This window comes from Methanobrevibacter sp. (assembly GCF_045636185.1).
GTDB lineage: Archaea > Methanobacteriota > Methanobacteria > Methanobacteriales > Methanobacteriaceae > Methanocatella.
In genome coordinates this window covers 1-5,369 of sequence record NZ_JAZTXC010000037.1, presented here as the reverse complement: position 1 = coordinate 5,369, position 5,369 = coordinate 1, and the positions used below count along the sequence as shown (strand labels likewise).

The following is a 5,369-nucleotide window of genomic DNA, read 5'->3' as shown; positions in this document are numbered from 1 at the left end:
TCTGAATTTGTTTTCTCCGTCATCTAATTGTTGTTCAGCGATTGCACCAGCTTTTAATAATAAGTGTCCAACTAAAGTGGATTTTCCGTGGTCAACGTGTCCAATAAATGCTAAGTTAAGATGTTCTTTTTCTTTTGCCATAATAATACCTCATTTTAAATATACATATTAACAAATATATAAGCTTAAATGTTAGCTTAAAATTAATTTATATTTTAACATATAAATAGATAATGTTTTTTTCATGAATTTTTAATAAAAATATAAAAAAATTAAAAAATTAAATTTTAATTTTTAAGTTTATACGTCTCCTAAGTAGTGACTTGTAGGGAACGGTTCTGGAGATAAACCTTTTCTTTGTCTGATTTCTCTGACAATTTGAGCTTGCATCTCACGTGGGAGTGGTTCAAATCCTGCAATTTCAGTAGACCATAAACATCTACCTTCTGCTGCAGATCTGATATCACCAGCAAAACCGAACATTTCTGCTACAGGCACTTTGGATTCGATTCTTGCCATGTCTCCTTCTTGACCCATGTCAACAATTTGACCTCTTCTGTTTTGAATCTCACGAGTACATGCGCCCATGTAATCATTTGGAGTGTCAATAACTACTTTTTGCATAGGTTCTAGTAATGAAGGTTCTGCGAGAGTCATGGAACCTAAAATTGCGTTTCTGATAGCAGGCAATACTTGTGCAGGTCCTCTGTGAACTGCATCTTCGTGAAGTTTTGCATCGTGGAGTTTGAATTTTAATCCCATACAGATTTCTTCACCTAATGGACCGCCTTCAAGAGTTGATTCGAATCCTTCGAGTAATAATTCTTTAACTTCATCCAAGTATTGAATACCACGAGTCATGTTAAGGAAAATACTTCTGTTGTGAACAGCCCAAACTCTTCTGGCTTCTTCTTTATCTAAACCAAATTCCATAAAGTCATTAGCTACTTCTTTACCTTTAACTCTGCCTTCTTTAATTTTACCATCTTGAATAGCATCATAAAGGGTTGGTTCAATAGGTTCAACAGTTATGTAGAATCTGTTGTGTTTGTTTGGGGATTTACCTTCAACTTGTGGTGAAAGTTGTCTTACAGTTTCTCTGTATACAACAATAGGTTCTGAAGTTTGGATATCTACACCTTTTTCTCCGATTCTGTAACCGATAACTTCTAAGTGAAGCTCACCCATACCGGATACTAAGTGTTCACCAGTTTCTTCATTAATATCAATTTTAACAGTAGGATCTTCTTTACCTACTTGTCTTAATACTTCAATAAGTTTAGGTAAGTCTTTGGTATTTTTAGCTTCAACAGCTACAGTAACTACAGGTTCTGAAATGTGTTCTAAACCTTCAAACTCTTTAATTTTGTCTTCAGGTGAACAGAGAGTTTCCCCTGCAATAGCCCCTTTTGCACCAGCAACATATACAATGTTACCTGCAGGAACTTTATCAGTGTTAACTCTTTCAGGACCGAAGTATACACCAACTTGCTGTACTCTGGATTTACCGTGAGAACCAACAAGATAAACTTCCGTACCTTTTTCAATAGCTCCACCATAAACCCTACCGGTTGCAATTTCACCTGCATGTTTATCTACAGATACGTTGGTAACCATTACTGCTAAAGGTCCTTCTGGTGAAGTTTCAATCATACATTTTCCAGCAGGAGATTCAGGGTCTCCATCCCATATGTTAGGTACTCTGTAAACTTGAGCTTCTTTAGGGGAAGGCAAGTGTTCTACTACCATACCTAATAATACATCGGATAAAGGTACTTTTTGAGCTAATTCTTTTTCATTTTCAGCATTACAATAATCAATGATGTCTTTAAAGTTAACACCAGTTTCTTGCATGGTTGGAACATTAATAGCCCAATTGTGGTATGCTGAACCGAAAGCTACACTACCGTTAGTGAAATCTAAAGCCCATTCATCTTTTTTGTCTTCAGGAGCCATGTTTTTAATTAATTTATTAGCTTCCATGAAGATTTTAATGAATCTGTTTTGTAATTCTTCAGGTTCTAATTTTAACTCGTTGATTAATCTGTCAACTTTGTTAATGAATAAAACAGGTTTTACATTTTCTTTCAAAGCTTGTCTGAATACAGTTTCAGTTTGAGGCATGATACCTTCTACAGCACAAACAACAACTACTGCACCGTCAACAGCTCTCATAGCACGAGTTACGTCTCCACCGAAGTCAACGTGTCCTGGAGTATCGATTAAGTTGATTAAGTATTCTTTTTCTTTGTAATCGTGTACCATGGATACGTTAGCTGCATCGATAGTAATACCACGTGCTTGTTCTTGCTCATCAAAATCCAAAAATCTTTGGTCACCAGCAAGTTCTTCAGAAATCATACCTGCACCTGCTAAGAGGTTATCGGATAAAGTAGTTTTACCGTGATCGATGTGAGCACAGATACCGATGTTTCTGATTTGGTCTGGTTCGTACATTAATTCTTTGATTTTTGCAATCATTTTGTCTCTTCTACTCAAAGTAACCACCTAAATATTAATATGATTAGTGTGCTGCTTTAGCAACTCTTTCTTTCTCTTCAGCTTTTTGTAAAGCGAAACTTCTTGAATCTTCTTCAGAAGCAAGAATTAATTCATCAGCTAAACATTCAGCAACAGATCTTTTGTTTTTGAATGATGATTGTAAAGTACCTCTAGTTAAAAATCCGAGTGAGAGGTCAACTCTTCTTTGTGGGGAAATATCCACAGCTACTTGGTATCCAATACCACCGTATTTAATACGGGTAGTTTCTTCACGAGGTGCAGTGTTTTCAACTGCGGTGACTAAAACTTGAACAGGGTTCTTTTTAGTTCTTCTGTGAATAATTTCTAATGCTTCTTTTACAATGTTGTAAGCTTTATTTTTTTTACCAGAGTTGAGGTGGGTTCTCATAACTTTATTCATTAATCTTTCAACAATGGATACTTTAGATTTTGCGAATTGTCTTTTTACATGTCTACCTGAAGTGTGAGGTACAAGAGTTTCATCTAAACAAATGTATTTAATTAAACCTAAGTCCTCAACTTTTACTTCATCGAGATCCCATTTATCAAATAATTTACTCATAAAAATTACCTTCCTTATCTTACAGGTTTTTCTATTTTTCCACTTACCATTTCAGATAAAGCTACATTGTTAACTTTGGACACTTTCCAACGAACTCCAGGAATATCACCCATGGATCTTCCGGAAGGTCCTCCAATTCCTTCAATCATAACTTCATCGTGCTCATCGATAAAACCAATAGCTCCGTCACCTGGTGCGAAAGCAGTTAATTGTTTACCGTTTTTAATTAATTGAACACGTACACATTTACGAATAGCAGAGTTAGGTTGTTTTGCTTCTATCCCTACTTTTTCGATTACAATTCCTCTAGCTTGAGGAGCTCCTTCAAGAGGGTCTGCTTTAACATCTAATCTTAAAGCTTTCCTTTTGTAATCTACATCTTTCCACTTAAAATTTTGTCTATTCTTTTTAAGTTTTTTTGCAGCAAAAAGTCCTGGCATATTTTTTCCTCTAAACATTTTGTCAAAAAACATATCTATGAATCCACCGCTGCGATTTATACTACTTACAAGCAGTACAATCTAAATTCATAAGATATAAATTAGTAAATAATAATTAATAGATAAATAACACGATTTATCTAAAATAAAGATATCTTGAGATAAATTTAAACATAGACAAAAAGCACACATAGTCATGTTTGTAATAAGTATAGATATCTTACAATAAAATATCTATTTTAACCTTTATAAAGGTATGGTTTTTAGCATGAAAAATTCAATGAAATATAAAAAAAATTTTTTCTTTACATAGTTAATCATGAAAAAGAGAAAGTGATGGTTGATTTAAAAGCTTTTTAAATCCACCACAAAATATTTTTATTTAAACTAAACACATAATTTCTTTTTTTTCATGCACGGTTTATTGCCTATTTAATTAAGTTGTTGTGGTTGCAACAGTCATGTTGGAATTAACTTCAATATTGCGTGAAAATACTTTCAAACATGCAACTTGATGACTATTATCAAGATCTCTCCAAGTTTCACCATCAAAACTAAAATATGAAATACCCTCGCCTCCAGTAGTAGTAATCATATTATTTTTATCATTGATTGGAATATAATTATAGGAACCGCCGTTTGAAACTTTTATAAGAATAGTGAATTCATCACCTTTAGACACATTAACAGCATTATCGAAATTAAATGTGAAATAACCTTTAGACATTGATTTTCCAGTTTGAAAATGTTTTAATTCATCTCCAACATAAATACTCACTTCCCAATCACTTGCTCCATTAAAGAAAGTTGAAAATGCAAGTAATTCTTCATCAGCCACACTCGTATAAACATTTTTATAATAAGCAGATTTTTTAGCGACTGTTTTCCAAGAATCCATAATATAATCATGTTGATAATTTCTGTCAAATCTAACTGTATCATTGAAAATAAAATACACACAATTATAAGCAATTTTTGAATCATAGTAAGAAATATAGAAATAACCATTATCTTTGTACTTAGGACCTTCAGCATTTCTAACTATCCATGCACCATCACCAGGACAATTACCCTTGAATTTATTTTTAGAATAGCTATCGTCCCAACCAACAATAACAACTGCATGATTACAATTTGAACTGTCATCATTACAATAATAACTAGTACCATTAAAATATTTACTCTCATAATGCATTGAGGACAATACTCCACCATATTTCATAAGTGCTTCTTTAATAGCATCATTATCAGTAGCATATCCCTTTGGAGCAAATGCCACATTTTGAATATGAATCAATTCATTATTAAAGTTTGGAGAAAAGGAACTGCCTTTCATAGCAGGATCTAAATCCTCAGGAACAAGAGTAGACCAACTTGCTAAATATTCATGAGTATCGGAAGTATACCATCCGCCATCCGGAGTATATCTTTTATCACCAGAATCTGAAAATATGCCCATCACGTTTTTGAGGTTATTTTCAGATAAATCATAAACAACACCTGTTGCCTTAAGTAATGCAGATTCAATAGCTCCTACATTAGCATAATCCCAACATGTACCCCCAATTTGTTTTTTAACAGGAGTGACCCATCCATTATCAATTAAACTAAATCTAGAAGGTAATGTCCCATTATAATTTGAAGTATCTGCAACTACCATTGTATAATTAGATGAATTAACATAAAAATTAATATATTTTGTTGAGTATAAACCATTTAATCTTGATGAAATATTATCTTTAAAAACAATATTTCCTTTATCGGTAATATTGCTTAATAATAAATATATTGCGCCGCCATCATCTTCTGCAATGTTTTTATCGAATAAGATATCATTCATGACA

5 protein-coding genes are annotated in these 5,369 nt (G+C 33.1%); all 5 read right to left on the bottom strand.

Annotated elements, in window-relative coordinates; all coding sequences use genetic code 11:
• The coding region (locus ACKI3Q_RS02430) for a GTP-binding protein (RefSeq protein WP_407413917.1) at window positions 1-141 on the bottom strand (141 nt) is incomplete at its 3' end.
• 159 nt (window positions 142-300) lie between these two features.
• Window positions 301-2,499: an elongation factor EF-2 gene (locus ACKI3Q_RS02425; protein ID WP_407413915.1), complete on the bottom strand. Its 2,199-nt coding sequence runs from the start codon at window positions 2,497-2,499 to the stop codon at window positions 301-303.
• 25 nt (window positions 2,500-2,524) lie between these two features.
• The gene (locus ACKI3Q_RS02420; protein ID WP_296798108.1) at window positions 2,525-3,085 is read right to left on the bottom strand and encodes a 30S ribosomal protein S7; all 561 of its coding nucleotides are present in this window, start codon (window positions 3,083-3,085) and stop codon (window positions 2,525-2,527) included.
• Between the two features lie 14 nt (window positions 3,086-3,099).
• Window positions 3,100-3,525 (bottom strand): 30S ribosomal protein S12, encoded by a 426-nt coding sequence (locus ACKI3Q_RS02415; RefSeq protein ID WP_004033029.1) that lies wholly within the window; start codon window positions 3,523-3,525, stop codon window positions 3,100-3,102.
• A 436-nt stretch (window positions 3,526-3,961) separates the two neighbouring features.
• Window positions 3,962-5,369 (bottom strand): lectin like domain-containing protein (locus tag ACKI3Q_RS02410; protein ID WP_407413913.1); only part of this gene is annotated, 1,408 nt, incomplete at its 5' end.